General features: G+C 72.1%; 22 protein-coding genes. 15 read left to right on the top strand and 7 right to left on the bottom strand.

Translation table 11 applies throughout. The features are described 5' to 3' along the window. The first annotated feature begins 229 nt into the window (after positions 1 to 229). From clsA to EER30_RS14690, 13 genes are all read left to right on the top strand, one after another. A complete protein-coding gene (clsA, locus tag EER30_RS14745) occupies positions 230 to 835 on the top strand; it encodes a cardiolipin synthase ClsA (RefSeq protein ID WP_127500986.1) in 606 nt (201 codons plus the stop codon). Beyond that, positions 835 to 1,737 carry a DUF881 domain-containing protein gene (locus tag EER30_RS14740; protein ID WP_127500985.1) on the top strand — a complete coding sequence of 301 codons (903 nt, stop codon included), beginning with the start codon at positions 835 to 837 and terminating at the stop codon, positions 1,735 to 1,737. Before clsA ends, EER30_RS14740 begins: the two co-directional genes overlap by 1 nt. Continuing rightward, the gene (locus tag EER30_RS14735) at positions 1,734 to 2,066 is read left to right on the top strand and encodes a small basic family protein (protein ID WP_127500984.1); all 333 of its coding nucleotides are present in this window, start codon (positions 1,734 to 1,736) and stop codon (positions 2,064 to 2,066) included. Before EER30_RS14740 ends, EER30_RS14735 begins: the two co-directional genes overlap by 4 nt. Positions 2,067 to 2,078: 12 nt before the next feature. Beyond that, a complete protein-coding gene (locus tag EER30_RS14730; protein WP_127500983.1) occupies positions 2,079 to 3,017 on the top strand; it encodes a DUF881 domain-containing protein in 939 nt (312 codons plus the stop codon). A 40-nt stretch (positions 3,018 to 3,057) separates the two neighbouring features. Beyond that, complete coding sequence (gene gcvH, locus EER30_RS14725) at positions 3,058 to 3,438, top strand: glycine cleavage system protein GcvH (RefSeq protein WP_127500982.1); 381 nt, start codon at positions 3,058 to 3,060, stop codon at positions 3,436 to 3,438. A 252-nt stretch (positions 3,439 to 3,690) separates the two neighbouring features. Next, on the top strand, positions 3,691 to 4,140 hold the full coding sequence (gene odhI, locus EER30_RS14720) for an oxoglutarate dehydrogenase inhibitor Odhl (protein ID WP_127500981.1): 450 nt from the start codon (positions 3,691 to 3,693) through the stop codon (positions 4,138 to 4,140). 71 nt (positions 4,141 to 4,211) lie between these two features. Then, positions 4,212 to 4,889, top strand: a complete 678-nt coding sequence (gene ftsR, locus EER30_RS14715) for a transcriptional regulator FtsR (protein WP_127500980.1) — start codon at positions 4,212 to 4,214, stop codon at positions 4,887 to 4,889. A gap of 107 nt (positions 4,890 to 4,996) precedes the next feature. After that, complete coding sequence (locus EER30_RS14710) at positions 4,997 to 5,461, top strand: bifunctional nuclease family protein (RefSeq protein ID WP_127500979.1); 465 nt, start codon at positions 4,997 to 4,999, stop codon at positions 5,459 to 5,461. Positions 5,462 to 5,619: 158 nt separating this feature from the next. After that, positions 5,620 to 6,174: a MerR family transcriptional regulator gene (locus EER30_RS14705; protein ID WP_127500978.1), complete on the top strand. Its 555-nt coding sequence runs from the start codon at positions 5,620 to 5,622 to the stop codon at positions 6,172 to 6,174. Between the two features lie 58 nt (positions 6,175 to 6,232). Beyond that, positions 6,233 to 6,841, top strand: a complete 609-nt coding sequence (locus tag EER30_RS14700) for a class I SAM-dependent methyltransferase (protein ID WP_127500977.1) — start codon at positions 6,233 to 6,235, stop codon at positions 6,839 to 6,841. A 10-nt stretch (positions 6,842 to 6,851) separates the two neighbouring features. After that, positions 6,852 to 7,652, top strand: coding sequence for a transglutaminase-like domain-containing protein (locus EER30_RS14695; RefSeq protein WP_127500976.1), 801 nt, complete (start codon positions 6,852 to 6,854; stop codon positions 7,650 to 7,652). Positions 7,653 to 7,745: 93 nt separating this feature from the next. Beyond that, positions 7,746 to 7,916, top strand: a complete 171-nt coding sequence (locus EER30_RS47065) for a hypothetical protein (RefSeq protein ID WP_164842332.1) — start codon at positions 7,746 to 7,748, stop codon at positions 7,914 to 7,916. A 4-nt stretch (positions 7,917 to 7,920) separates the two neighbouring features. Beyond that, positions 7,921 to 10,170 carry an FxsB family cyclophane-forming radical SAM/SPASM peptide maturase gene (locus EER30_RS14690; RefSeq protein ID WP_127500975.1) on the top strand — a complete coding sequence of 750 codons (2,250 nt, stop codon included), beginning with the start codon at positions 7,921 to 7,923 and terminating at the stop codon, positions 10,168 to 10,170. A 7-nt stretch (positions 10,171 to 10,177) separates the two neighbouring features. Here the strand turns inward: EER30_RS14690 and EER30_RS14685 are convergent, their stop codons facing one another. Then, a complete protein-coding gene (locus tag EER30_RS14685) occupies positions 10,178 to 12,538 on the bottom strand; it encodes a tetratricopeptide repeat protein (protein ID WP_127500974.1) in 2,361 nt (786 codons plus the stop codon). Between the two features lie 141 nt (positions 12,539 to 12,679). Between EER30_RS14685 and fxsT the strand changes: the two genes are divergently transcribed. Beyond that, the gene (gene fxsT, locus EER30_RS14680) at positions 12,680 to 16,540 is read left to right on the top strand and encodes an FxSxx-COOH system tetratricopeptide repeat protein (protein ID WP_127500973.1); all 3,861 of its coding nucleotides are present in this window, start codon (positions 12,680 to 12,682) and stop codon (positions 16,538 to 16,540) included. Here fxsT and EER30_RS14675 read toward each other — a convergent pair. The 3 genes from EER30_RS14675 to EER30_RS14665 all read right to left on the bottom strand — a co-directional run bounded on the left by EER30_RS14675 (position 16,528) and on the right by EER30_RS14665 (position 19,166). Next, positions 16,528 to 17,445 (bottom strand): helix-turn-helix transcriptional regulator, encoded by a 918-nt coding sequence (locus EER30_RS14675; RefSeq protein ID WP_127500972.1) that lies wholly within the window; start codon positions 17,443 to 17,445, stop codon positions 16,528 to 16,530. The genes fxsT and EER30_RS14675 overlap by 13 nt on opposite strands. Positions 17,446 to 17,464: 19 nt before the next feature. Beyond that, positions 17,465 to 18,355, bottom strand: a complete 891-nt coding sequence (locus tag EER30_RS14670; RefSeq protein WP_127500971.1) for an alpha/beta fold hydrolase — start codon at positions 18,353 to 18,355, stop codon at positions 17,465 to 17,467. A 139-nt stretch (positions 18,356 to 18,494) separates the two neighbouring features. Further along, positions 18,495 to 19,166, bottom strand: coding sequence for an alpha/beta fold hydrolase (locus EER30_RS14665; RefSeq protein WP_127500970.1), 672 nt, complete (start codon positions 19,164 to 19,166; stop codon positions 18,495 to 18,497). Between EER30_RS14665 and EER30_RS14660 the strand changes: the two genes are divergently transcribed. Beyond that, positions 19,165 to 21,876 carry a hypothetical protein gene (locus EER30_RS14660; RefSeq protein ID WP_127500969.1) on the top strand — a complete coding sequence of 904 codons (2,712 nt, stop codon included), beginning with the start codon at positions 19,165 to 19,167 and terminating at the stop codon, positions 21,874 to 21,876. The genes EER30_RS14665 and EER30_RS14660 overlap by 2 nt on opposite strands. Here EER30_RS14660 and EER30_RS14655 read toward each other — a convergent pair. From EER30_RS14655 to EER30_RS14645, 3 genes are read right to left on the bottom strand one after another with little or no spacing between them, the layout of a single operon-like run. Continuing rightward, a complete protein-coding gene (locus EER30_RS14655; protein ID WP_127500968.1) occupies positions 21,839 to 22,507 on the bottom strand; it encodes a response regulator in 669 nt (222 codons plus the stop codon). The genes EER30_RS14660 and EER30_RS14655 overlap by 38 nt on opposite strands. After that, positions 22,504 to 24,090, bottom strand: coding sequence for a sensor histidine kinase (locus EER30_RS49945; RefSeq protein WP_432417536.1), 1,587 nt, complete (start codon positions 24,088 to 24,090; stop codon positions 22,504 to 22,506). Before EER30_RS49945 ends, EER30_RS14655 begins: the two co-directional genes overlap by 4 nt. Further along, complete coding sequence (locus EER30_RS14645; protein ID WP_127500967.1) at positions 24,087 to 26,579, bottom strand: DEAD/DEAH box helicase; 2,493 nt, start codon at positions 26,577 to 26,579, stop codon at positions 24,087 to 24,089. The genes EER30_RS49945 and EER30_RS14645 overlap by 4 nt, the downstream gene beginning before the upstream one ends.

The raw sequence follows: 26,579 nt of genomic DNA, 5'->3' as shown, positions 1-26,579 counted from the left end.
GACCCCGCCCGCATCCGCAGAAAACTAGGTTCCTAGGATGGCGGACGCGATGTGCGACACGTGACGGGTTCGCGACGGGAATTCCGAACCTCGTTATAGTTGCTCGGCGAGTGGCCGGTCGGGGGACCGTCCGCCGGGGGACGCAAGCACATCCGGGCCGAGACCAGGTGGGTCTGGCCGGGGTGTCGCCGGGCTGCGGCCCGGCTCTTGAGGGGGAGAGGTAGTCGCGATGTCGCAGCAGCCTGCGCCGTCCATCGCCACCCCTTCCGATCGGATCTGGACGATCCCGAACGTGATCAGCTTCTTCCGGCTGCTCGGCGTTCCGCTCTTCCTTTACCTGTTGCTCGGCCCGCACCACGACGTGGCCGCGGTCATCGTGCTCGCGATCGGCGGCACGACCGACTGGGTCGACGGGTTCGTGGCCCGGCGCATGAACTCGGTGAGCCGGCTCGGTGAGCTGCTCGACCCGTTCGCCGACCGGCTCTACATCCTGGCCACGCTGATCGGCTTCACCGTGCGCGGCCTGGTGCCGTACTGGCTGACCGGTGCCCTGCTGCTGCGCGAACTGGTGGTGGCGATCGCCCTGCTGGTGCTGCGCCGGCACGGCTACACGGCGGCGCTGCCGGTCCACTATGTCGGCAAGACCGGCACGTTCGTGCTGCTCGCCGCGTTCCCGATGATCCTGCTGGCCAAGGCCGTGCCGTCGATCGACTGGTGGGCCGGCCCGGTCGGCTGGGGTCTCGCGTGGTGGGCGCTCGGCCTCTACTGGTCGGCCGGCGTGCTTTATCTCATTCAGACCGTGCGCCTGTTGCGGGCCGCCCGGGTGGCCACCTGATGAGCGGTGCCGGCGACGAACAGCCGCCGAAGCGGGTCTACGCGCCCGACTTCCTCACCGAGCTGTTCCGCAATCCTCTCGACCCTGGCTACGCCGACGCCGCGGCCCGCAAGGCGCGCGAGGGCGAGCCGACCGCTGCCCGTAAACGCGTCTCCACCGGTGTGCTGGCGCTGACCCTGCTGGTGCTCGGGTTCCTGCTGGTCGTCGCCTATCAGCAGACGATCGCCGACGAGCCGGCCCGTACGACCGCGCGCGCCGAGCTGGTCGAGCAGGTGCAGAACCGTCGCGAGACCACGGCCGAGCTGCAGAAGCGGGCCGACCGGCTGGCCGACGAGGTGGCCGCCCTGCGCGATCGCGAGCTGGGCGACGCGGCGGCCCGCAAGCTGCGCGACACCGAGGCGGCGACCGGGCTGGCCCCGGTGACCGGCTCCGGCGCGAAGATCACCGTGGGGGACGGGCCGACGCCGATCAACCCGGTCACCGGCGAACGCAACACGGCGGCCCGCGTCAAGGACTCCGACCTGCAGCTCGCCACGAACGCGCTGTGGTCGCTGGGGGCCGAGGCGATCGCGATCAACGGGCAGCGGCTGACCGCGACGTCGACGATCCGCCAGGCCGGCGAGGCGATCCTGGTCGACCTGCGACCGGTCACCACCCCGTACGAGGTGCAGGCGATCGGCCCTGACGAGCTCGCGAAAGACTTCAAGACCGGGTACGCCGGGCGGTTCTTCGAGCAGCTCGGCACGAAGTACGGCATGTCGTTCGACGCCCGCGACGCCCGTGACCTGCGGCTGGACGCCGCGACCGAGCTGAAGCTGCGGGTGGCCGAGCCGGTCGCCCCCGCAACCGTGAACTCCGGCCCGCCCGGGCCGTCCCCCTCGTCGTCGGAAGGCGGCCGATGATCGCCGTACTCGCCCTGATCGCCGGTGTCGTTCTGGGCATCGTGTTCCACCCCACGGTGCCGCCCGAGCTGGCGCCCTATCTGCCGATCGCGGTGGTGGCGGCGCTGGACGCGGTTTTCGGCGGCATCCGTGCCAAGCTGGACGGCATCTTCGACGACAAGCAGTTCGTGATCTCGTTCATCTCGAACGTGCTCGTGGCCGGTCTGATCGTCTACCTGGGCGACCAGCTCGGCGTGGGCACGCAGCTGTCCACCGGCGTCGTGGTGGTGCTCGGGGTGCGGATCTTCGGCAATGTGGCGGCGATCCGCCGGCACCTGTTCCGGGCGTGAGGCGGTGATTCGATGAGTGACGACAAGGACGAGCTGCCCACGGCGGGCCGCAAGCCGGCCCCTGCGGGCGCCGACGACGACGAGCCCACGGTCGAGGCCGCGCGGCGCGACCTTTTCGATCCGCAGACCGTCGATCTGGACGGGCCGACCCGTCCGCTCACGCCGCCGCCCGCCCCCGAAGGGGTGACACCGGCCACGGCGCCGCCGCCGGACGGCGTACCGGAAATGGACCCACCAGCGCAACCCAGGTCGGGCTCGCTGCTGACCAAGCGCCCCAGCTCGGCCGGGGTGCTGATCCTCGTGCTGGTGGCGTTGTTCGGGTTCACGCTGGTGGTGCAGCTGCGCAGCAACGACAGCGACGACGGGCTGGTCACCGCGCGGCAGGAGGATCTCGTACGCATCCTGAGCGACCTCGAGGCCCGCGACAGCCGGCTGCAGAGCGAGATCAGCGCGCTGGAGACCAGCCAGCGGCAGCTCACCTCGGGTGTGGTGGGCCGGCAGGCGGCGCTGGACGAGGCCGAGAAACGCGCCGACGAGCTGGGGCTGCTGGCCGGCACGGTCGCCGGGCGCGGACCGGGCCTGCGCATCGAGATCGACGGGGTGAAGGCCTCGGCGATCCTGAACACGGTGCAGGAACTGCGGGGCGCGGGCGGCGAGGTCATGCAGATCGGCGCGGCCGCCGGAAAGGCCGTACGCGTCGTGGCGTCCAGCTATTTCGTGGACGCCGAGGGCGGCGGGATCATCGTGGACGGTGAACGCCTCACCGGGCCGTACGTTCTTACTGTGATCGGTGTGCCTCAGGTCATGCAGACCGCGTTGCAGATCCCCGGCGGGGTGGTGGCGTCGGTGAACAGTGGCGGCGGTAGCGTGACGTTGGAACAACGGACCTTGGTCGAGGTGACCGCGGTGCGGGAAGCCACGACATTGCAATACGCACGGCCGGCCTCCTGAAACGGGGGCCGGGGAATCGTGGAAACGGGAGAGAGAGCGCGTGATTCCTGAGGACCTGCGGTACACCGCTGAGCACGAGTGGGTGGCCGGTGACGGCAGCGGGCCCGTGCGCGTGGGCATCACCCACTTCGCGCAGGACGCGCTGGGCGACATCGTCTTCGTCGACCTGCCCGAAGAGGGCACCGAGGTGACGGCGGGGGAGACGTTCGGCGAGGTCGAGTCGACCAAGAGCGTTTCCGAGCTCTATGCGCCGATCACGGGAACCGTGGTGGCCAAGAACGCGTCGCTGGCCGACGAGCCCGAGCTGATCAACGCCGAGCCCTATGCGGCCGGCTGGCTGGTGGAAATCGCGCCGGCCGATCCGAGCGCTATTGCGCAGCTGCTCGACGCAAGCGCTTACAAAGCTTTGACGGAGTCCTGACAAGGGTGAGGCATTTTCAGGGCGGTGGAGACCACCATGAAGACCGGCGGCTGCGTGCGGCTCAAGGTCGGCCCTGAAAAAACCTCAGTCAGTGTGTCCGGTTGCCCCGCGATATTGGCGCTGACTAGGCTCGCGGGGCACAACGAATGTTATGCCTTTGAAACCGATAGTCGTGCGTCCAAGCCTTACGGCCGCGGCGGGGGGAAACCCGTGCCGCAACGGCGACGACCAACTGATCCGTGAGGTGGTCCGATGACGCGCCCAGACGACGAGTTCCCCCCACTCGACGTCACGTCCACGCTGAACCTCGGTGCCCTCGACGAGGTGCTCGAGGGTCCCGATCAAGACGTGGTTCCGAGTCGCATGTCGGGCTCGCTCCCACCCGGGATGGCGCTGCTGGTGGTGCGCCGTGGTCCCAACGCGGGGGCCCGCTTCCTGCTCGACCACGACGTGACGACCAGTGGGCGGCACCCCGACAGTGACATCTTCCTCGACGACGTGACGGTTTCGCGCCGCCACGCCGAGTTCCACCGCGACGGCGGCACCTTCACGGTGCGCGACGTGGGCTCGCTGAACGGCACCTACGTCAATCGTGAGCGGGTCGAGGCGGCCACGCTCAGCAACGGCGACGAGGTCCAGATCGGCAAGTTCCGGCTGGTGTTCATCGCCGGCCCGCGGCCCGAGAGCGAGGGCAACCGGTAGTGAACTCGTCGGGGGCGGCGGCGCGCGACCCGGGGGCATCCCGTCCCCAGGGTGGGCGTGAGCCTGCGCTGATGAGCATCGGGGAGGTGCTGGCCCATCTGCGCACCGAGTTCCCCGACACGACGATCTCCAAGTTGCGGTTCCTGGAGGCGGAGGGTCTCGTCGACCCCCAGCGCACCGCCTCCGGGTACCGGAAATACTCGTGGAACGACGTCGCGCGGCTGCGTTTCGTGCTCACCGCGCAACGTGATCAATACCTGCCGTTGCGGGTGATCCGCGAGCAGCTCGACCGCATGGAGGAGGAGCCGGTGGCGCCCAGCCGCCCGGCCCTCGTCGCGGTCGGCGCGTCCGGCACCCAGAAGGCGGCCGATCCGTCCGACACCCGGGTTCCCCGGGAGGATGTGATGGAACGCACCGGCGCCACCGCCGAGCTGCTCGACGAGCTCGAGCGGATGGGGCTGGTCACCGCCCGCCCGCCGGGGTGGTACGACGGCGACGCCGTGATCATCGTCGAGGCGGTCGTCGGTCTGACCAAGTACGGACTCGAACTGCGCCACCTGCGTGGCTTCCGGGCGGCCTCCGATCGTGAGGTCGGCCTGTTCACGCAGCTGCTGGCGCCCCTGGTGCGGCAGAGCGACCCGGCGGCACGCGCCCGGGCGAACGAGACCGCCCGGGAACTGCAGGCTCTTTCGCAGCGTCTGCACGCCGCGCTGGTCCGGGCCGGACTGCGCGGCGAACTCGGCCGCTGAGGCTTGTTCAAGGGGTATGCCGCACCCGTGGGATCCGGACCCTGTGCGTGTAACGTGCAGGTGAAGGGCAGCCGTTGCGGGGCGGCGCTAAACGACGGAGGCGGGCTGTGCGCGAGCTTAGCGTGGTCGGAGTTCGGGTGGAGCTGCCCAGCAACCAGCCGATCGTCCTGCTGCGAGAGGTTGACGGGGATCGCTACCTGCCGATCTGGATCGGGGCGGTCGAGGCGACCGCCATCGCGTACGAGCAGCAGGGTGTGAAACCGGCCCGTCCGCTGACCCACGATCTGCTGCGCGACATCCTGACGGCGCTCGACCAGCCGTTGACCGCGGTCGAGATCACCGAACTGAAGGACAACGTCTTCTACGCCGACCTGCTGATCGGTGAAGATGTGCGGGTCTCGGCCCGCCCGAGCGACTCGATCGCGCTGGCGTTGCGGGTGGGGGCGCCGATCCGCTGCGCCGAGCAGGTGCTGACCGAGGCCGGCATCGTCATCCCCGACGAGCAGGAGGACGAGGTCGAGAAGTTCCGTGAGTTCCTCGACCAGGTCCGTCCCGAAGATTTCGCCGGCTGACGCGTTCAAGCGCGGGTCTCGTACGGCGGAAAGATCGACATCGGCCTCCCTCGTGCGCGGCGTGTCGCCGCGTTACTTCTCTGTTTCCGCGGGCGCTGAGATATACGCTCGTGAAGTCCAGGTGAAGCGGCGGCACCGCGCAGCGGGGAGGTGGTCGCGTGCACGAGCAGCCTCTTGAAGAAGAAGGCCCCCTCGTCGGCGAGGACGGCTCGGTCGGTTATCGCGGGGTGACGGCGTGTCAGGCGGTCAGCATCAGCTACCGCCAGCTCGACTACTGGGCACGTACGTCGCTGGTGGTTCCCAGCGTCCGTGACGCGTCGGGTTCGGGCACCCAGCGGCTCTACTCGTTCCGCGACCTGGTGGTGCTCAAGGTGGTCAAGCGCCTGCTGGACGCCGGTGTGTCGCTGCAGAACATCCGCCGGGCGATCGAGACGCTGCGCTCGCGCGGCGTGGAGGACCTGGCCGGCATCACCCTGATCTCCGACGGCACCACGGTCTATGAGTGCCGGTCGCCGGAAGAGGTCGTCGATCTGCTGCAGGGCGGTCAGGGCGTGTTCGGCATCGCCATCGGCGGCGCCTTCAAAGAGATCCAGGGTTCGCTGTCGCACCTGCCGGCCGAGCCCGCGGGCGGCCCGGTACCGGTGGGCTCCGACCCCGAGCCGGCCGCCGGTGACGAACTGGCCGCGCGCCGCGCCCGCCGCCGCGCCGGCTGAGTTTGCTGTTTCAGCAACGTTTGTTGGCGCATCGGCGGTGCTGTCGCAGGCTGGTGGCATGAGCGACGAACAAGCCTGGGACACCCGCTACTCCGAGAACACCCGCATCTGGAGCGGCCGGCCGAACGTGGTGCTGGTGCGCGAGGTCGGCGACGTGCCGCCCGGCCGGGCCCTGGACCTCGGCTGCGGCGAGGGCGGCGACGCGATCTGGCTGGCCGGGCGCGGCTGGCAGGTCACCGCGGTGGACATCTCGGGAGTGGCCCTCGCCCGCGCGCAGGAGCACGCCGCCGAGGCGGGAGTGACCGTCGACTGGCAGAAGCGTGACCTGGCCTCCGACTTCCCCGACGGTGAGTTCGACCTGGTCAGTGCCCAGTTTCTGCACTTCTGGGGGGCCTTCGACCGGGAGGGCATCCTGCGCCGGGCGGTGGCCGCGGTGGCGCCCGGTGGCCTGCTGCTGATCGAGGGGCACATGGACACCGGCCCGGTGCACCGCGCCGAGCACGAGAACGCCCCCGAGCTGCCCGCCCCGGCCGAGGTGATCGCCTCCCTGGCGCTGGGTGACGGCTGGGAGGTGCTGCTGGCCGAGGAGCATCCCCGCGAGCAGTCGGTCGACGGCGTCGTGCACCACCGCGTCGACAGCACGGTCAAGCTGCGCCGGCGCTCTTGACCCTGACACGGTGTCAGCCACGATCCTGAAGGGCATGCGGACATCGATGATGACCGGCCTCGGACGCCATGCCGATGCCGTCGAGCAGCTTCCCGGCGACCTCGCCTCGATCGTGACCACGGTGCAGGGCCTGTTGCTGCACGAGGGCTGGGCGGCGCACTACGGCGTGCCGCCCGGTGACCCGGCCAGCGTGCACCTGCGGCGTACGGAGGAACTGCTCGACGCGGCCGGTGACCGGCCGCTCGGGCAGGCCCGGCGGCCCGCCGACCGGGTGGTGACCATGTGCCGCAGTTTCACCGTCGTCACGGTCGCGATGCTGCGCGCGCACGGCGTCGAGGCGCGGGCCCGGTCGGGGTTCGCCGCCTACTTCGAGCCCGGCTTCTGGGCCGACCACTGGGTGGTGGAGCTGCGCGACGGCGACCGGTGGCGGACGGCCGACCCGCAGATCGACGCGCTGCAACGTGCCGACTTGAAGCTCGACTTCGATCCGCTGGACGTGCCGCCCGGCCGGTTCCTGGCCGGGCCCGACGCGTGGCGCCGGATCCGGACCGAGGGGGCCGACCCGCACAGCTTCGGGTTCTCGCCGTCGAAGCTGTCGGGGGAGTGGTTCGTGGCCGGCGCGGTGGTGCGTGACCTGGCGGCGGTCGACGGCGTCGAGACGTTGCCGTGGGACGTCTGGGACCCGATGCCCGGCCCGGACGACCCGGTCGACGTGGCCCGGTTCGACCGGATCGCGGCCGGCGAGGAGCCGCTGACGGTTCCGGACGAGGTGCTGAACATCAGGCGGGGAGCCGTGGAACCGTTGAGCTGAGACCGTCGCGGGCACCGTACGTGCTCGTGACATGACCTTCAGTGTTGTCTATGCTTCCAGGTGCCTGGTACCCGGCGTCCGGAGGTCACTGCCGTGCCGTTGACAACAGCGAGAACGCCCGCCCCGCGCCCCCTCGACGAGGCTCGCCGCAGCCCCATCGACCGCATCGAGCGCACCGCGTCCGTGACGATCGTGCGCCGCATCGTCCGGCTCGAGCGATCGGAAGACCGCTCCGGCACGGCGCTGTTCGGCTCGGCGATCTGATCGGGTGGAAGCTCCGTGGCGCCCGCTGCGCCACTTCGTGCTGAAGGTGCACAGCCGCTGCGACCTCGCGTGCGACCACTGCTACATCTACGAGCACGCCGACCAGTCCTGGCGCGGCCGCCCCGTGATGATCGCGCCCGGGACGGTGCGGGCCGCGGCCGCCCGCATAGCCCAGCACGCCGCGCGGCACGACCTGGCCCGCGTCTCGGTGGTGCTGCACGGTGGTGAGCCGCTGCTGCTCGGCCCGCGGCGGCTGCGCGCCGTCCTGACCGAGCTGCGCGCCACGATCGGCCCGGTCTGCGACCTCGACCTGCGGATGCAGACCAACGGCGTACGCCTCGACGAGCCCGTCGGCGAGTTGCTGCTCGAGTTCGGGGTGCGGGCCGGGGTGTCGCTCGACGGCGGCCGCGCCGAGAACGACCGGCACCGCCGCTACCGCAACGGCGCCACCAGCCACCCGCAGACGCTGCGCGCCCTCGAACTGCTGCGCCGGCCGCGTTTCCGTCCACTGTGGGCCGGCTTGCTGTGCACCGTGGACGCGGCCAACGACCCGATCGCCGTCTACGAGGCACTGCTGGCCCAGGGCCCGCCCCGCATCGACCTGCTGCTGCCCCACGCCACCTGGGACAACCCACCGCCCGCGCCGCTGGGGCCGTGGCTGCGCGCCTTCCACGACCGCTGGTTGGCCGACGGTTGCCCGGTCCCGGTGCGGCTGTTCGACTCGATCCGCTCGCTCGGCCTGGGCGGGCCGACCCAGAGCGAGACGATCGGTCTCGACACCGGCGACGTCGTGGTGATCGAGACCGACGGGGCGTGGGAGGAGCCCGACTCGATGAAGACCACCTGGCCCGGCGGCGGCGCGACCGGGCTGACGGTCTTCGACGCGTCGGCCGACGAGGTGACCGAGCAGCCCGCCATGCGCCGGCGCCGCTCGGGCCTGGTTGCGTTGTCGGCCACCTGCCGTGCCTGCGACGTGGTGCGCCAGTGCGGCGGCGGTCTCACCGCCCACCGGTTCAGCTCGGCGCGCGGGTTCGACAACCCCTCGGTGTACTGCGACGACCTGAAGGAGCTCATCACCGTGATCAACGAGCATCCCGGTCCGGTCGCCGGTGACCTGGGCGCACTCCCGGCGGACGCCTTCGACGGTCTCGGCTACGGCTACGGCGACGCCGCGGCGGTCGCTCTGCTGGCCGACGCCGAACTGGCCGTCAACCGGGCCCTGGTCGGCGAGGTCATGAGCGAGACGGCCGCGGGCGGGCCGCTGCTGGCCGAGGTGGAACGGCAGGCGCCGGAGATCTTCGACGAGGTGCTGCGGCATCCGTTCGTACGGTCGTGGGCGGTGAGCTGCCTCGACGGTGGTGGCGGGGCCGGCTGCGACCCCGACCGGGTCGCGGCGATCGCGGCCGCCGTCGCCGTGCGGGCCGGGCTGCGCGTCGACATCCCGGTCGGCGCTCACGACGGGCGCATCCACCTGCCCACGGTCGGGTTCTTCGCGGCGCCGGCGGCCGAGGTGCTGGTCTGCGCCGGGCCGGGCGGGTTCACGCTGCGCTGGCCGGGCGGGCGGGCCGAGGTGCGGGCGGGCATGACCACCCGCGGGTGGCACGCCGCGCGGTGGGTCACGGTCGGCGGTGTACGCGTCCTGCTCGAGGACGCCGACCCCTACCGCGACCGGATGGAGCACACCCCGGCCGGACGGCTCGACGCCGACGACGCCGGTGGGTGGTCGGCCGTGCTGGCCGACGCGTGGGCGAGGCTGGCCGCCGACGCCCCCGGGCAGATCGACGGCCTGCGGCAGGGGCTGCGCGCCATCGTGCCGCTCACCCCGGCCCCCGACGGCACCCTGCGCAGCTCGACGTCGCGGCACGCGTTCGGCGCCCTCGGCCTGGCCCGCACGGCCGACCCGGCCGCGATCGCCGTGCTGCTGGTCCACGAGTTCCAGCACACCAAACTCGGCGCCGTCCTCGACCTGATCGACCTGGTGCCCGACGACGCGGCGGGCGACCGGCTGCACGTCGGCTGGCGGCCCGACCCGCGCCCGGTCGAGGCGGCCCTGCAGGGGGCGTACGCCCATCTCGCGATCGCCGACATCTGGCGGCGCCGCACCGAGCGCGGCGACGGCCGGCGCGAGATCTACCGCCGATACCGCGACTGGACGGCCGACGCGATCGACGGTCTGCGCACCGGCGACCGCCTCACCGTGGCCGGCTCCCGCTTCGTCGCCCGCATGGCCGACACGGTCGGCGCCTGGGGTTGAGCCCCGCTCACGAGTCCGAGCGGGCGGTGACCGCCGGCGGGAGCTCGTCCAGTTCGCCGCGCCAGAACCGCAGCACGCCGTCGGCCTGCAGGGTGAGCGGATGGGCGGGACCGAGCACCCGGGCCCGCTCGCCGGCCAGTTCCGCCATCTCGGCGGTGGCCCGCGCGTGTTCCCCGGCCTGATAGCGCCAGCGGGCGAGCTGGTATCGGCTGGCCAGCGTGTAGAGGTGTTCCGGGCCGAGCACACGCACCCGGTCGGCCAGGATGCCCTCGAAGGCCGAGGCGGCCCGGCGCGGGTCGCCGGCGAAGCCGCGGAACCGGGCCAGGGTGTGCCGGAAGTGCAGCGTGTCGGGATGGTCCGGGCCGAGCACGCGCAGCGCGTCGGAGACCAGGGCGGACGCGGCCTCGGCGGCGGAATCGTAGGAGCCGGCCAGCCCGTGCCACCGCGCCGACAGGTGACGGGCGGCGAGGGTGTCGCGGTGATCGGCCCCCAGCACCCGGGTGCGGTCGCGGACCAGGTCGTCGAACAGGCGCGCGGCGGTGTCGTGGTTGCCCGCCTCGCCCTGCATGAAGGCGTGCCACGAGCGGGCGCGCAGCACGTCGGGGTGGTCGGCGCCCAGCCGCCGCGTGCAGCGGGGCAGGACCCGGTCGTAGGCGGCGACCGCCCCGGCCGGGTCGCCGCTCTCGCCGAGCCAGCGGGCCACGGCCAGTTCGGCGTCCAGGGTGAGCGGGTCGTCGTCGCCGAGCGCCGCGGTCGTGCGGGCCGCAAGGTCTCGCGCCGCTTCGAGGGCCGCGGCGGCGTCGCCCGCCTCGCCCAGCCAGAAGATCATGCGTTCCAGGAACCGGAACGTGTCGCGGTGCTCGGGTCCCAGCCGTCGTCCCGCCTCGGCGGCCAGGGCACGGAAGTGGGCAGCCGCGCCCGCCTCGTCGCCGGTCGAGCCGATGCTCACCCCGAGCCGCGCGAACAGTGGGCTCGCCGACCCCTCCCACAGGAAGTCGGCGCCCGAGCCGATGAGCGCGGTCGCGTTGGCTCGCAGCACCCGGCTGTAGGTGATGGACCGTTCCGGGGCCGGCCAGATGTCGAGCAGCGCCTCCGCGGCGGCGAGCACGGCCTCGCGGCGGCCGGCCGGATCGAGTGCCTCCCGGACGACGCGCTGCAGCAGCCGATGCGCCGAGACCTGCGGGGGATCGGCGCGCTCGTCCACCGTGGCCAGGCTGAGCCGGTGCAGGCAGCGCAGCGCGTCCCCGGCGTCGTCGGCGTCGACCGGGCCCTCGCCGGCGGTGCGGTGGGCGGAGACGTACGCGAGCACCGCCCGGTCGGTGAGCAGCGGCTGCGGTACGCCGGTGGGCGCGAGGAAGGCGAGCAGGTTCAGCAGCGGCGAGGCCACCCCGAGCGGGTCGAGCGTGTCGGCCAGCCCGACCGACAGCGACCAGGTGGCGGTCACCGTCGAGGCGTAGTCGTCGGAGGGGCCGGCGTCCTTCGGGAACAGCCGGGTGAGCTGGCGGCGGCTGTCGGCGAACCGGCGCCGGTAGGTGTCGCAGTCGATGCCACGATCGCTCATGTACGCGGCCGCCTGCGCCAGCGCCAGCGGCAGGTTGCCGAGGTCGGCGGCCAGCGCGGCCGGGTCGGCGCAGATGCCGGCCGGAAGTTTGGCGCGCAGGTAGGAAACCGCTTCGTCGACGGTGAACACATCCACGTCGATCACCACCCTCTGGTTTTCGGTCAGGACCGCGTCCCGGCGGCGGGACGTAACCACTATCCGGCCGCTCGGCGCCGGGCTCGGCCACAGTCCCCGCAAGTCGTCCGGGCTGGTGACGTTGTCGAGCACGACGAGCCAGCGGGCCGATCGGCGGGTCCACTCGATCAGCCGTACGGCGCCGCGCTGCTGGTCGCTGTCGACGACGCCGGTCAGCTCGCGGGCGGCCGCGGCCAGGCCACTCACGACCGAGTCACGCTCGGCCGCGTCGACCCAGACGAGCACGTCCACGGCGCCGCCGCCCAGCGCCTCGACGGCGTGCCCGGCCGCGAGCTGGGTCTTGCCGACGCCGCCGAGTCCGGTCAGGACGACCACGCGCCCGTCGGCGAACGCCTCGTCGAAGGCGCGCCGCTGGTAGGCGTCGGCGAGCCGGGGCAGAGCGCCCAGCACGACGGGCCGCCGTCGCGCCCCGGCCGGCTCGGGGCCGGGCCCGCGTTTCTCGCCGGACGCCCAGGCGGCGGCCGGGGCGCCGATCAGGGCCGCCCCCAGGGCGGCGACGGTGGCCGCCGTCTCGGTGTCGAGATCGAACTGGAACGCCGCGACCGTCCACGCCGCGGCGGCGAAGCCGGCACTCAACACGGAGGCGATCGTCCAGCGTCCGGCTGAGTTCATGCGCATTCGCTCCCGTACGGCATCGACGGAGGGCTCTGGTACCACTACGGACGGTACCCGTGGAGGGCAAAGAACGCCCCCGTGGCCCATTGTCGTTGTCATGGCATGTGGCCACACTGGCCCGATTGCGGGAGGAGCGGAATGGTCGACAACAGACAGGGCACGGTGGTCACGTTCTACTCCTACAAGGGAGGGACCGGGCGGTCGATGGCCCTGGCCAACGTCGCCTGGATCCTGGCCGCCAACGGCAAACGGGTCCTGGTCGCCGACTGGGACCTGGAGTCGCCCGCCCTGCACCGTTACTTCCGGCCCTTCATCGACCCCGACACCCTCGCCGATTCGGGTGGCCTGATCGAGATGGTCCGCGGCTACGAATACGCCACGCTGCAGGACGTCGAGCGTCACGAAAACTGGCACCGTGATTTCGCCCGGGTGAGCAGGCACGCCTTCACGATCGACTGGCAGCACTTCCCCGGCGGTGGCTCGCTCGACTTCCTCGGTTCGGGCCACGAGAACCAGACCTACGCCCGCAGCGTCTACGAGCGTGACTGGGACGAGTTCTACGAGCGTCTCGGCGGCGGCTCCCTGTTCGACGCGCTCCGCGAGGACATGCGGACCAACTACGACTACGCCCTCATCGACAGCCGTACGGGGTGGAGCGACGTCTCGGGAATCTCCACCGCTCACATGGCCGACGTCCTCGTCGACTGCTTCACCCTCAGTGAGCAGGGCATCCACGGCGCGGCCACGGTGGCCGCGATGATCGCGTCGCAACAGGGCCGCAGGCGCATCCGCGTGCTGCCCGTTCCGATGCGGGTCGATCACGCCGAACCGCGGCGCGCCGACGCGGGGCGTCTCGCCGCCCGGCAGCGGATGGCCGAGTTGCCGGCCGGGATGTCCACCGCCGACCGCGAAGCGTACTGGTCGGCGGTCGAGGTGCCCTACCTGCCCTCGCACGCCTTCGAGGAGACGCTGGCCACCTTCGACGACCGGCGTGGGCCGAGCGCCTCCATGCTGGCGGCGTACGAGGCCCTGACCAGGCACATCACCGACGGCGAGATCCACCGGCTGCCGCTGATGGAGGAGGAGCTGCGCGAACGGACGGCCGCCCGGTTCGTCCGGCTGACCATGCGGGCCGTGTCGACGGTCGCGCTCCGTTATGCCCCGGACGACCGGATCTGGGCCGAGTGGATCGCGACGGTGCTCGAAGCGGCCGGCGTCACCGTCAACGCGGTCGTCGCCGGCCCGGACCACGGCGAGCCGGCGCCCGATGGCCGGCCGATGGCCGTGATCTCGACGTCCACCGCGCCCGCCGAGCATCCGGCGGTTACCAGCGGGCGCGGCGACACCGGACCGCCCATGGCGGTCTACGTCTCGGACGTCCGGTCCCTGCGCGGGCCGGCCGACGCCGACTCGGCCTTCCTGGTCGGGCGCAACGAGGACGCGGCCGTCGCCGACCTGCTACGCCTCGTCGGCCGTTCGGCCGCCGACATCGACCGCAGCCGCCTCGGGTTGCGGTTCCCGGGTCGCTCGACCGTCCTGTTCAACGCCCCGCATCGCAACGTGCTTTTCACCGGCCGCGACCGGGACCTGCTCGACCTTCGCGAGAAGCTGCAGAGCAGCGGCAACCCCACCGCGCCGTCGCCGGTGGCGTTGCACGGCATGGGCGGCGTCGGCAAGACCCAGGTCGCGGCGGAGTACGCCCACCGCTTCCGCAACGCCTACGACTTCGTCTGGTGGATCGACGCCGACCCGGTGACCTTCATCGACACCGGCCTCGCCGACCTGGCCGGTGAACTGGGCCTGACCGCGGAAAGCGGGATCTCCGACGCCGCGCAGGCGGTGCTCAACGCCCTGCGGCGGGCCAACACGAACGCCCGCCGCTGGCTGGTCGTCTTCGACAACGCCGAGGAGGTCGGCGCCATCACCCGCCTGCTGCCCGGCGGGCCCGGCGGGCACGTCATCGTGACCTCGCGCAACGCGGCCTGGGCCGAACACGCCCAGATGGTCCGGATGGACGTGTTCGACCGCCGCGAGAGCGTCGTCCACCTGCGCGGGCGGGTGCCGGCGCTGGGTCTGGAGGACGCCTCCCGGCTGGCTGACCTGCTGGGCGACCTGCCGATCGCGGTGGCGGCGGCGGGCGCCTGGCTGGCCGACACGGGGGCGCCGATCGAGGCGTACCTGCGCCACGTCGAGCAGTTCGGCCCGGCGGACCTGGAAGGCGCCTGGGACCTGTCGCTACGGCGCCTGGAGGAGCGGTCCCCGGCGGCGTACCGGCTGTTGACGCTGTGCTCGGTGCTCGCGCCGCGGATCGCCCTCGATCTGATCTACAGCGACCGGATGGCCGAGTTGCTGAGCCCGCTCGACCCGGCGGTCGACGACGCGATGTACCGGGGAGCGCTGGTCCAGCAGATTCACCGCCTGGCGCTGCTGAAGGTCGACGTCGGCGGTGGGCAGATCCATGTGCATCGCCTCGTGCAGCACGCGGTGCGGCAGCGGATGACCGCCGAGGAGGTGGAGCAGGCCCGCCGGCAGGCGCATCTGGTGCTGGCGGCGAGCCGGCCCACCGGCGAGGTGGACGATCCCGCCACCTGGCCGCGCTTCCGGCAGATCTGGCCGCACCTCGAGGTGGCCCGCGCCTCCCTGTCCCGCGTGGAACCGGTACGCCGGCTGATGATCGACCAGGTGCGGTTCGCCTGGCTGTCCGGCAGCTACACCGACGGCCGACGCCTCGCCGAGGAGTGCGTGCGGTCCTGGACCGAGCTGATCGAGCAGCTCGCCGAGCCGGCCGAGCGGGACGCGCTGAGCAGGCAACTGCTGCACCTGCGTTCGCTGCTGGCGGGCATCATGCGCGACCGGGGAGAGTTCGGCGAGGCCCGCCAGTTGGCCGAGGAGGTTCTCGCCGAACAGCGCGTGCTGCTCGGCGACACCCATCCGCACACGCTGGCGACCGCCGGCGAGCTCGGCACCAGCCTGCGGGCGCTGGGGCGGTACCCCGACGCGCTGGAGATCGACAAGCTGACGACGGCGACGTGGATCGAGGCGTTCGGCCGGGACAACCCGCGCACCCTGGCGGCGATGACCGACCTGGCGACCTCGTTGCGCCTGTCCGGCCGGGTGCGGGACGCCCGGGACCGCGAGCACCACCTGCTCGAACGATGCGAACTGGTGCTGGGCCCGCTGCACACCCAGACGCTGCAGGTCGGCAACAACTACGGCCGGGGCCTGCGTGACACCGGCGAGTACGCGAAGTCGATCCTGCTGCTGCAGGACGTGTTGAACCGGCACCGCGCGGCGCTGGGCGACAACGCGCCGCGGAGGTTCACCACGATGACGAACCTGGCGGTCTCCGAGCGGGTCGCGGGCCGCCACCGTGAGGCCGCCGCCCGGTTCGACATGGCCTACGAGAACCTCAACCGCCTGCTCGGGCCCGACGGCCCCGAGACGCTGATGAGCCGGCTGAGCCGCGCGGTCTGCCTGCTGGCGCTGAACGAACCGGACGTGGCCGCCGACGAGATGATCAGGATCGAGCGGCTCTACCGCGCGGGCCTCGGCCCGTCGCATCCCCACACGCTCGCGTGCCTGGTCAACCGCTCCGCGGCCGCACGGGTCGCCGGTGACCCGACCAGCGCCCTGCGGATGGCGCGGGAGGCGGCCGAAGGGCTCGGCGACGGGCTGGGGGCCGAACACCCGTACACGCTCGCGGCGAGGATGAACCTGGCCGTGTTCACCGCCGAACTGGGTGCCGTCTCCGAGGCGTACGCCCTGATCGTTCCGGTGGTCGAGAGCATCGAACGGGTGCTGGGCGCCGCCCACCCGGCCGCGGCCGCCGCCGCGGCCAACCTGAGCCTCGTCGAGACCGACATCAAGGGTCATGACGCCGCCCGGGAACGTGACGCCGTCCGGCGGTTACGCGATGCGTTGGGTGACGTGCACCCGGCGATCGAAACGGCGCGTGAGGGGCGCTACCTGCACCGCACTCTCGACCCTCACCCGTTCTGAGCCACCGCGGCGGGCGGGCGGCTGGGTCCGAGCTCGTAGCCGCGGGTGAAACGGGCGCGGTATTCGGTGGCGGTCAGGCCGTAGTGGGCGCGGAAACGGCGGGCGAAGTAGTTCTGGTCGGGCCAGCCGACGCTTTCGGCGATCGCCCGGACCGTACGGTCGGTGTGCAGCAGCATCTCGGCGGCCATCTCGACGCGGTGGCGCGACAGGAACGCCATCGGCGGCAGCCCGGTCACCGACTTGAACAGCCGTACCAGATAGCCGGGGGCCAGGTGCAGGCCGTCGCCCAGGTCGGCCAGCGTCCACGTGCGGGCGGGCTCGTTCTCGATGCGGCGCATCACCTCGAGGGCGGCCGGGTGCGGCGGCTCGGGGCGGGCGTCGGCGCCGACCGTGCGGGCCACGCAGCCCAGCGCCAGCACGACCAGCGCGATCATGTCGGCGCGGTGCAGGTGCCGCGACCGGGGGTGTAGGTCGGCGAGTGCGTCGAGGTGGGTGAAGCACTCCACACGCTCGGCGGGCGCCAGGTGGGTGGTGAGGATGCCCCGGCGGCGCTCCGCGTACGGGCCGGTCCACAGCACGTGGCTCAGCAACGGGTCGTCGCGGGTCCAGGCCAGCTCGCGACGCAACAGCTCGGCCGAGAAGCAGAAGTTGTAGACCTCGAAGTCGTGGCAGTCCTCGTAGCCGTGCCACACGCCCGGCCGCAGCAGCACGGCGTCGCCGACGGTCAGCGGCCGGCGGCCGTCGAGGCTGTGGTGCACCGCGCTGCCGGCCGACACGATCGCGACCTCGACGAAGCTGTGCGTGTGCAGCCGCATCTCGTCGTGCTGATGTCGGCCCGCGTACGCGAAGGTGTCGTCCCCGAAATAGACCAGCGTCGACTTGTGGGCGATGGTGGTGCCGATCATCACCGCACCCTAGTGCCGGTCAGACCGACAGGGCCAGGCTCGGCTCGGACCCGGACACCCAGGCCAGCATCTGCGGAACCACATCCATCGCGCTGAAGTGACCCGTGCCGGCCGGCACGAACAGCTCGGCGGCCGGGATCTGCTCGGCTATCCAGCGGGCGTGGGCGGGCGGGACGCAGTTGTCCTCGGCGCCGTGCCAGACGCGCACGCTCTGCACGATGCCGGACAGGTCGAAGCCCCAGTCGTGTCGCAGCGCCAGCACGTCGTCGATCCACCCGTACGGCCCCGGGCGGGTCGCCTCGGCGTAGGTCTCGACGAGGAGGCGCTGGACCACATGATCGCGGACGACCATCCGGTCGGGGGCGCTGATCTGGCGGCGTAGCTCGTCGAGCAGGCTGCCGGGGTTGCGCCGGGTGCGGTCGGCCTCGAGTCGCAGCCGCTCGATCAGTCGGGCCTCGTCCTCACCGGCCGCGCCGAATCCCTCCAGGTTGAAGGTCATCATGCCGTCGAACCAGTCGATCTGGGCGTCGTGCGGGGCGAGGCCGACCAGCACCGCGGCGCGGGTGACCCGCTCGGGCAGCAGCGCGGCGCAGGCGAGCGCGTGGGGTCCGCCGCCCGAGCGGCCGACCAGCGAGAAGTGGTCGACGCGTAGGTCGTCGGCGACGGCGGCCACGTCGGCGGCGCAATCGGCCACGCTGCGGCCCGGACTTCGGTCGGAGCCACCGTAGCCGGGGCGGTCGTAGCTGATCAGCCGGATGCCCAGGCGGTGGAGCACGATCGCTCGGGGGTGCGGCCCGACGCGGCTGCCCGGGGTGCCGTGCAGCAGGAAGACCGGAATTCCGTCGGGCGCGCCGGAGACCTCGTAGCGCAGGCGCCGGCCGTCGGCCGTGTGTACGTCGCTGTAGGACACTCGGCCGCTCCCGGCTGCTCGGTCTGCCCCGCCGCCGGCCCTGGCGGTGACGGCGGAAACGCAACGACCCGAACCGGAGCGCACTGGCCCCGGTCGGGTCGACCCCGATTCTACGCCGCCCGCACCGGCGATCGGCACGTCACAGGTCGCGAATCAGATTCAGCACCCGTTCCGGGCCGTCGCGCAGGACGTTGTGGGTGGTCGGCCATTCCTCGTAACGCCAGGCCGGGTCGTCGCGCAGCTTGGCCATCGTCGTGGGGGCCTGCACGCCGCCGGGGGTGTCGAGGGCGGCGGCGTACCGCTTGATCGGCACCTCGCGCCAGGCACCGGTGAGGCGGCTCTTCTCGAGCAGGGTGGCGAACGGGTGCGGGCGCGCGCGGTCGTCGAAGAACGGCATCGGCGCCAGACCGAGGCCGTCGCCGCCGATCGCGTCGAGGAAGTACGACCGGTTGGCGTCGGTCGTGACGTCCCAGCACGACTCGCCGTCCTCGACCACGTCGGTGTCCAGGTGCACCAGGGCGCTGACCCGGGCCGGGTTGCGGTCGGCCACGCCGTTGATCACCTGGCCGGCGTAGCTGTGGCCGACCAGCACCACCGGGTCGCCGCCCGCGGTCAGGTCCTCGACCAGGGTGTCGAGCTGTTCGACGTGGGTCGTGAGGTTGACCGGGCGGCGGGTCAGATCGTCGTCGGGCCACAGGCCGGCCAGCGTCACGCACTCGGCGCGGTGCCCCAGCTTCTGCAGCTCGACGGCCAGGGGCTCGTACCACCAGCCGCCGTGCCACGCGCCGGGGACAAGAACGAACATGCTCATGACCAGGCCCTATACCCCGATCGGGTACGGAATAAGGCACCCGGCCGCGGGCGGCCCGCGCACCCGCATAGTGGCGACCATGTCTCGTCAGAACAAGCGGATCGCCGAGATCCGGGTGCACGGCGTCAGCGGCACGCCGATCGAGCAGATGCTCGACGATCCGTGGCCCCAGCAGGTCGCCGGCGACGACGACGGCCGGATCTTCCGGCGTACGCACGACACGCCGCCGGACCGCGTGGTCGAGGGCTACCACTGGGGTCGCTACACAGCCGGCTCGCCGTCGCGGGCGCTGTGGCTGCTGTTCCTGCCGTTCGCCCTGGTCAACGTGGCCCGCTTCGCGCTGCTCATGCCCCGTCGGCGTCGTCGGCGTGACCGGCTGGCCGACGCGGTGCTGCGCCTGCTGGGCCTGCTGCTGACCCTGACGATCGTGGTGACCACCTGCTATCTGGCGTTCAACGTGCTGGCCCGGCAATGCACCGGCAGCATCTGCGAGGTCGACTCCGGGCTGTTGAAATGGTTCGGTGAACGCTCGCCGGGCGTGCGGCTGACCGTCGCCGCGCTGCTGCCGGCCGTCGTGCTGGCCGTGTTCTGGCAGTTCGACCGGCTCGCGTTCCCGCTCGACCCGCCCGGCCCGAGGCGGGCCCCCCGACCCGGCGGCAACGGTGACGTCGGCGACCCGGGCTTCTGGCGCAGCGCCCACCCGACCTCGCTGCAGCGCGCCGCGCACGTCTGGGCCGGTTGCGCCGTCGCGGGCCTGCTCGCCCTGGCCGTGCTCGGGACGCCGCGCGACTGGCCCGGCCTGTTCACCACGGCCTGGGTCGGCGTGGCGGTCTTCCTGTTCGCGGGCCTGGCGAGCAGCCTGTTCGTCGTGCTCGCCGATCCCGCCCCACCCACCGACGACGACGGTCTGCCCTACTCCGACGGGCACGACACGGCGGCGCTGCGGCTGTGGATGCGGGTCACCCGCTATCTGACGGCCAGCTCCGCGGTGCTGGCCGTCGTCCTGGCCTGGATCGGTCTCGACCACGTCGCGGCGCCCGGCCCGCGTGCGGCGAGCCGCCTGTTCGCCGCGGTCGCCAACGGGGTCAGCGTCCTGCTCGGCGTGGTGCTGCTGGTCCTGCTGGCGGTGTGCGTGTGGCTCGCCCGCGGGGACGGCGGGCGGCAGCTACGGGACGTGCCGAAGCCGTTCCGCCCGTTCTTCGGCGGGCTGGCCGGCTGGATGGGGGCCTCGATCGGTGCGACCGTCGGGCTGGGCATGAGCGCCGCGGCCGTGTTCTGGACCGCCCGGGCGCTGGGCGACCCCGTCTTCGAGACCGCCGCCCCACCCACCACGGGCAAGATCGAGGTGGCCCACGTCTACTGGATCATGGCTGCGGTGTGGGGCGCGCTCGCGGTGCTGCTCGCCGTGTCGCTGTTGCCTCTCGCGGCCTGGCTGCTGCGCCGTACGGGCTGGTGGGTCCTGTTCTTGATCTTGGCGGTGACGCTCGTCGTGGACGCGTATCGGGTGCGGCACGAGGTGAGCCTGGCGACCCTGGCACGAGAGGCGGAGTGGCTGGTCGGCGGCTTCGTGCTCGTCGTGGCGGCGTCGCTGCTGGTGTTCCTGCTCAACCGCGACGGCTTCGAACGGCTGCTCTGCGCCGACTACGTGGGGGAGCGCGGTCTCGACCCGGCCCGCGCCCGGGTGGCCTTCCGGTGGCGGATCGCGCTGGTCCGCTACCGCTACCACCACGTGCTCGGGCTGCTCGCGATCCTCGGCGGCGCCGCGGTGATCCTGGCCGCGATCTGGTGCGGCGGGTTGATCGTCCTGCCGCGGCAGATCGACATGTTTCCCCGGCCGCTCGGCCGGCTCGGTGTCCTGGTGGTGTCGTTCGGCGCGACCGGGCTGGCCGTGCTCGGGCTGGGCACGTGGCGTAAACCCGCTCTGCGTACGGGGGTAGGCATCATCTGGGACCTGCTGTCGTTCTGGCCACGGCTCGGGCATCCGCTGTGCCCGCCGCCCTACGGTGGCCGCGCCGTGCTGGCCGTGGCCGCGCGCGCGACCCAGCTCGCCACCGAACCGCTGCCGGTGCCGGCCGCGCAGGTCGTGCTCTCCGGGCACAGCCAGGGCAGCGTGATCACCGCCGCCGCCTGCGCGGTGCTCGAGGAGCTGGGGCGCGGCGACGGCGACCGGGCCCGGATCGCGCTCGGCAAACTCCACATGGTCACGTACGGATCGCAGTTGCAGTTCCTGTACGCACGGTTCTTCCCGTCCTACTTCGGCTACGCGGTGCTACGCGGGGTCCATAACGGGCTCGGCGGACGGTGGCGCAACGTCTACCGGTGGACCGACCCGCTCGGGGGACCGGTGCTGGCCTGGGCGGACGCGGGTTTCGGGCCGGACATCGAGCGGTGGTGGCGGATGGACTGCGCGGCCGGCTGTCCCGGGCACACGGCGCAGGCCCGGTGCGGGTGCGAGACACCGTGCGGCGGGGAGAACTGCCCGAAGGCGCGCTACTGGGCGGTCGGGCCCGACCTTCGTTTCCGTGACCCGGCGACGATCGAGGACTCCGCGTTCCAGCCGCGGCAGCACGCGCGCGGGCACAGCGGATATCCGGCCGACCCGGCGTACGAATGTGTGCTCGACGACCTGCTGGCAGGCCGGTCCTCCGCCTGCGCCGCGACCGGAGCGCCGTTCAGGGTTGAAAGCGGTAGCCCATCCCGGGCTCGGTGATCAGATGCCGGGGGCGGGTCGGGTCGTCCTCGAGCTTGCGGCGCAGCCGGGCCATGTACTGCCGCAGATAGTTGGTCTCGGTGCCGTACTGCGGACCCCACACGTCGTGCAGCAGGCTGCGCTGCGTGATCAGCTTGCCCGGGTTGCGCAGCAGCCGTTCGAGCAGCTGCCACTCGGTGGGGGTGAGCCGCTGGTCCGGGCTGATCGTGTGATCGGCCAGGTCGATCGTGTAACGACCGACGGTGACCGGGCCGGGTGGGGCGTCGCTCGGCACCGCCCGGCGGGTGACCGCGCGGATGCGGGCCAGCAGCTCGTCGACGCCGAACGGCTTGGTCACGTAGTCGTCGGCCCCGGCGTCGAGCGCGGTCACCTTGTCGGTGCCCTCGGCCCGCCCGGACAGCACGATGATCGGCACGGCGCTCCAGCCGCGCAGCCCCCGGATGACCTCGGCGCCGTCCATGTCGGGCAGACCCAGGTCGAGCACGATCAGGTCGGGGTTGTGGGCGGCCGCGGCCTTCAGAGCGCCCGCGCCGTCGGCGGCCAGGTCGACCTCGTACTGGCGGGCCCGCAGGTTGATGCGCAGCGCCCGAAGGATCTGAGGGTCGTCGTCGACGACCAGGATGCGGGTCACGGCCGGCCCATCGGCAGCGTGAGGACCATCGTGAGGCCTCCTCCGGGTGTGTCCTCGGGGGTCAGGGCGCCGTCCATGGCCTCGGTCAGGCCCCGGGACAGGGCGAGGCCGAGACCGACGCCGGTGTGGTTGTCGCGGTCGCCCAGACGCTGGAAGGGCTGGAAGACGCGCTCGCGGTCACCGGACGGGATGCCCGGACCGTGATCGACGACGCGCAGCTCGACCCGGTCGTCCGTCGCCTGCCCGACGATCTTCGGCGGGCGGTCGGGGGGACTGTAGCGCAGCGCGTTGCCGACGACGTTGACCAGCACCCGGCCGAGCAACCCAGGGTCGGCGTACGCGGCGGGAAGGTCGTCGGGCAGGCGCACGGTGACGCGCCGTCCGGCTGGGCCGAGCTCGTCGAGGGCGGCGGGGACGACATCCTCGAAGCCGACGTCGGTGGGGTGCACGGCCAGGGCCCCGGCCTGCAGACGGGACATGTCGAGCAGGTTGGCGAGCAGCGCGCCCAGGCGGTCGAGGGACTCGTCGGCGGTCTCGAGGAGTTCACGGCGGTCCTCCTCGTCGAAGTGGACCTCGTCACTGCGCAGACCGGCTACGGCGGCCTTGGCGGAGGCCAGGGGGGTGCGCAGGTCGTGGCTCACGGCGGCCAGCAGTGCGGAACGGACGCGGTCACCCTCGGCGGCGGTGGTGAGGCGGCGCTGGCGCAGGGCGATGGCGGCCTGGGCGCCGAACGCGCGGGCTATGCGCTGCTCGCCGGGGTCGAGGGGGCGGCCGCGCAGGGCCAGGACGAGCCCGTCGTCGGCGGGCACCCAGCTCTCGTCGGCGGGCACCCAGTTCTCGTCGGCCGGGTGCGCCGGGTCTGCTCCGTCCGCCGGGATCGCCGAACGAATCGGGCCCGCCCCGCTCGCTTCCTGTGGATAAGCGGCGGCCTGTGGACGACCGGTTTCGTCGGTCGCGGAGTCGGTAGGGTTTTCTGCACCCGGGTGGGAGGGGGAGGCGGTGGCTGCTCCGAAAAGCGATGAATTGTGAGAATCCAGAAAATCGGAAATGTCGGAAACTGTGGAAGCGGCCGTACGCCAGCCCGCCGACGTGCGCTCGAGCAGCGTGACCGACTCCAAACCGAACAGTTCCCGCAGCTCGGAGAGCAGCCCCTTCAACGGGTCGGCCCCGGCCAGCACCCCACCCGCGACCGCCGCCAGCACCCGCGCGTCCGCCGACGCCGCCGCGGCCTGGCGCGAACGGCGGGCGGCCACGTCCACGATCCCCGACACCGCCAGCGCGACCAGCACGAACACCGCCAGCGCCAAAGCCCCTTGCGCCGTGTTGACGTCGAGACTGCGTACGGGGGCCGTGAAGAAGTAGTTGAGCAGCAGGAACCCGCCCACCGCGGCCAGCAGCGCCGGCCACAGCCCCCCGAGCAGCGCCACCGCCACCACCGCGGCCAGGAACAGCAGCACCCCGTCGGCCAGCAGCAGCCCGGTGGAGCGGGCCACCGCCGTCAACGCCGGCAGCCCCACCAGGGTCAGGACGAACCCGGCGGCCACGCGCCTCCGGGGCAGCGGCGCGAGACCCGCCGGGGTCATGGCGAGTGCGGTCCGACCGAGGTCACGACGATCGCCGCCGCGCCGGCCTCGTCCGACGCGGCCAGGTCGACCGTCGCCTCGATGCCCCAGTCGTGGTCGCCTTCCGGGTCCTCGAAGACCTGCCGTACGACCCACGCCGTGGTGCCCGCCTCGATGTGCAGGAACGCCGGCCCGCGAGCGGCCGGTCCGGTGCCCAGCGAGTCGTACTCGTCGAAGTAGTCCTCGATCGCGTCCTGCCAGCGGTCGGCCGTCCAGCCGGACTCGCCGTCGAGTTCGCCCAGCTCGCTGTAGCGCCGCAGCGCCGCCAGCTCGACCCGGCGGAACATCGCGTTGCGCACCAGCACCCGGAACGCGCGGGTGTTACGCGTGACCGCGGGCGGCTTGTCGTCGAGGCGGACCTCTTCGACCACCGCGCCGGGGTTGCGCAGCCGCTCCCACTCGTCGAGCAGGCTCGAGTCGACCTGCCGTACGAGCTCGCCCAGCCATTCGATCAGGTCGGTGAGCTCTTCGGTGCGGGCGTCCTCGGGGACCGTCTGGCGCAACGCCCGGAACGCGTCGGCCAGGTAGCGCAGCACCAGCCCTTCGGAGCGCGACAGCCCGTAGAACGACACGTACTCGGTGAACGTCATGGCCCGCTCGTACATGTCCCGTACGACGCTCTTGGGCTTCAGTTCGTAGTCGGCGACCCAGGGGTGACCCCGCCGGTACGTCTCGTACGCCGCCTCGAGCAGCTCGAGCAGCGGCCGCGGGTGGGTCACGTCCTCGAGGAGTTCCATCCGCTGCTCGTACTCGATGCCCTCGGCCTTCATCGCGTTGACCGCCTCGCCGCGCGCCTTCTGCCGCTGCGCCGAGAGAACCTGCCGCGGGTCCTCGAGCGTCGACTCGATCACCGACACCACGTCCAGCGGATAGTCCGGGGCCTCACGGTCGAGCAGTTCCAGGCTGGCCAGCGCGAACGGCGACAGCGCCTGGTTGAGCGCGAAGTCGAGTTGCAGGTCCTCGGTGAGGCGGTAGGTGCCCTCGTCCGTACGTTCGATGACCCCGCCCGCGACCAGCGCCCGGGCGATGGCGACGGCCCGGCGGATGTGCCGGCGTTGCGCGGCCGGGTCTTCGTGGTTGTCGGTGAGCAGGTGCCGCATCGCCGCGAACGGGTCGCCGCCGCGCGAGATGACGTTGAGCAGCATCGCGTGCGACACCTGGAACGACGAGTTCAGCGGCTCCGGGTCGGCCGCGACGAGCCGGTCGAAGGTGGGCTGGCCCCAGCCGATCGTGCCCTCCGGGGGCTTCTTCCGTACGACCTTGCGCCGCTTCTTCGGGTCGTCGCCCGCCTTCGCCAGCGCCCGCTCGTTGTCGATCACGTGCTCGGGCGCCTGCACGATGACCGTGCCGAGCGTGTCGTACCCGGCCCGTCCGGCGCGCCCGGCGATCTGGTGGAACTCGCGCGCCTTGAGCAGCCGGGTCTTCACCCCGTCGTACTTGGAAAGGCCCGTGAACAGCACCGTACGGATCGGCACGTTGATGCCGACGCCGAGCGTGTCCGTCCCACAGATGACCTTGAGCAGCCCCGCCTGGGCCAGGGTCTCGACCAGCCGGCGGTATTTGGGCAGCATGCCCGCGTGGTGCACGCCGATGCCGTGCCGCACGAGCCGGGACAGCGCCTTGCCGAAGCCCGCGGTGAACCGGAAGTTGCCGATGGCCGCCGCGATCGCGTCCTTCTCGGCCCTCGTCGCCATGTTGATGCTCATCAGCGACTGCGCCCGTTCCAGCGCGGCCGCCTGCGTGAAGTGCACGATGTAGACCGGTGCCTGCTTGGTCTGCAGCAGCTCCTCGATCGTCTCGTGCAAGGGCGTCATCGCGTACGAGAACACGAGCGGGACGGGCCGCTCGACGCTGCTCACCACGGCGGTCTCACGGCCCGTACGCCGGGACAGGTCGTCGACGAACCGGGTGGTGTCGCCGAGCGTCGCCGACATCAGGATGAACTGGGCCTGCGGCAGCTCGATCAACGGCACCTGCCACGCCCAGCCGCGGTCGGGCTCGGCGTAGAAGTGGAACTCGTCCATCACGACCTGGCCGACGTCGGCGTCCTTGCCCTCGCGCAGCGCCAGGTTGGCCAGGATCTCAGCCGTGCAGCAGATGATCGGCGCGTCCGCGTTCACGCTGGCGTCACCGGTCAGCATGCCGACGTTGTGCGCCCCGAAGGCCGCGCACAGGGCGAAGAACTTCTCGCTGACCAGCGCCTTGATCGGCGCGGTGTAGAACGTCGTACGCCCGTCGGCGAGCGCGGCGAAGTGCGCGCCCATCGCGACCAGGCTCTTGCCCGAGCCGGTCGGGGTGTTCAGGATGACGTTCGCCCCCGTGGCTATCTCGATGAGCGCTTCTTCCTGATGGGTGTAGAGGGCCAGGCCCTGCTCGGTGGCCCACTTCTGGAAGGCGTCGAAGACAGCGTCGGGCTCGTTGGTGCCGGGGAGGCGATCGGTCAGAGTCAT

The sequence above is a fragment of the Actinoplanes solisilvae genome (assembly GCF_003999975.1).
GTDB classification, from domain to species: domain Bacteria; phylum Actinomycetota; class Actinomycetes; order Mycobacteriales; family Micromonosporaceae; genus Actinoplanes; species Actinoplanes solisilvae.
Note: the sequence above shows the minus strand (reverse complement) of the source record. Positions and strands in the feature narration are given on the sequence as shown.

Bases quoted from the DNA above. Each gene is read 5' to 3' on its own strand.
- EER30_RS14735 (WP_127500984.1), top strand. From the start codon at position 1,734: ATGATCGCCGTACTCGCCCTGATCGCCGGTGTCGTTCTGGGCATCGTG.
- EER30_RS14675 (WP_127500972.1), bottom strand. From the start codon at position 17,445: ATGATCGGCACCACCATCGCCCACAAGTCGACGCTGGTCTATTTCGGG.
- EER30_RS14700 (WP_127500977.1), top strand. From the start codon at position 6,233: ATGAGCGACGAACAAGCCTGGGACACCCGCTACTCCGAGAACACCCGC.
- fxsT (WP_127500973.1), top strand. From the start codon at position 12,680: ATGGTCGACAACAGACAGGGCACGGTGGTCACGTTCTACTCCTACAAG.
- EER30_RS14660 (WP_127500969.1), top strand. From the start codon at position 19,165: ATGACCAGGCCCTATACCCCGATCGGGTACGGAATAAGGCACCCGGCC.
- EER30_RS14665 (WP_127500970.1), bottom strand. From the start codon at position 19,166: ATGAGCATGTTCGTTCTTGTCCCCGGCGCGTGGCACGGCGGCTGGTGG.
- odhI (WP_127500981.1), top strand. From the start codon at position 3,691: ATGACGCGCCCAGACGACGAGTTCCCCCCACTCGACGTCACGTCCACG.
- ftsR (WP_127500980.1), top strand. From the start codon at position 4,212: ATGAGCATCGGGGAGGTGCTGGCCCATCTGCGCACCGAGTTCCCCGAC.
- EER30_RS14685 (WP_127500974.1), bottom strand. From the start codon at position 12,538: ATGAACTCAGCCGGACGCTGGACGATCGCCTCCGTGTTGAGTGCCGGC.
- EER30_RS49945 (WP_432417536.1), bottom strand. From the start codon at position 24,090: ATGACCCCGGCGGGTCTCGCGCCGCTGCCCCGGAGGCGCGTGGCCGCC.
- EER30_RS14645 (WP_127500967.1), bottom strand. From the start codon at position 26,579: ATGACTCTGACCGATCGCCTCCCCGGCACCAACGAGCCCGACGCTGTC.
- clsA (WP_127500986.1), top strand. From the start codon at position 230: ATGTCGCAGCAGCCTGCGCCGTCCATCGCCACCCCTTCCGATCGGATC.
- EER30_RS14730 (WP_127500983.1), top strand. From the start codon at position 2,079: ATGAGTGACGACAAGGACGAGCTGCCCACGGCGGGCCGCAAGCCGGCC.
- EER30_RS14740 (WP_127500985.1), top strand. From the start codon at position 835: ATGAGCGGTGCCGGCGACGAACAGCCGCCGAAGCGGGTCTACGCGCCC.